Source organism: Faecalibacterium longum (assembly GCF_040094125.1).
In the GTDB taxonomy this organism is placed as follows: Bacteria; Bacillota; Clostridia; order Oscillospirales; family Ruminococcaceae; genus Faecalibacterium; species Faecalibacterium longum.
In genome coordinates, this window is record NZ_JBBNIH010000002.1 from 1 (window position 1) to 616 (window position 616).

Genomic DNA, 616 nt, shown 5'->3' on the forward strand with positions numbered 1-616 from the left:
AGATGTGCTGAAGAAGCTGCTTGCCAGCGGTATGACGGCTGAAGAAATCCTTGCAAAGCTCCAGTAATGCAATATGATGAACTGGACAAGCTGCTGAAGTAAAGGAAGGGGCTGTTGCACAAGGATAAAACCGGTGTAACAGCCTCTTTTTCATTCATGCTGCAATTTTTTCAGCTTTTCAAACGTATCTAAATTAAAGTGGCATATCATCTTCCTATTTCACAAATCCTTGCCGTTTTCAGACAGGAGGTTGCTTTTATGAAAGTATCTGCCGACTATCGTATGCTCGCTCTCGATGCCCTGCGCGGAAAATGGAAAACTGCTGTTTTGACAGGTATTGCCGCCAGTGCGCTCGGTGCTACCATTGTGAGCAGTTCCAACAGTGCCGTATCCAATTCCAATCAGGCAAAGGACATCCATTTTGAACTGTTCTCCCAGCCCAACGGCGGTCGGCTGCTTGCTGTTCTGCTTGCCGGCATTGTTCTGTGGGCAGTCCTCCAACTGATCGTGGGCGGTGCAGTTCAACTGGGATATGCTCATTTTAATCTGAACCTTGTAGATGGAAATGATGCTGCCATCTCGGACTTGTTCTCTCAGAAAGACCGTCTGTGGGATG

The 616-nt window shown here is 47.4% G+C and carries 1 pseudogene; it reads left to right on the plus strand.

The window, feature by feature from the left end:
- Positions 1-258: 258 nt before the first annotated feature.
- Positions 259-616, plus strand: a pseudogene (locus tag AAAU26_RS00015) (DUF975 family protein); the annotation flags it as partial.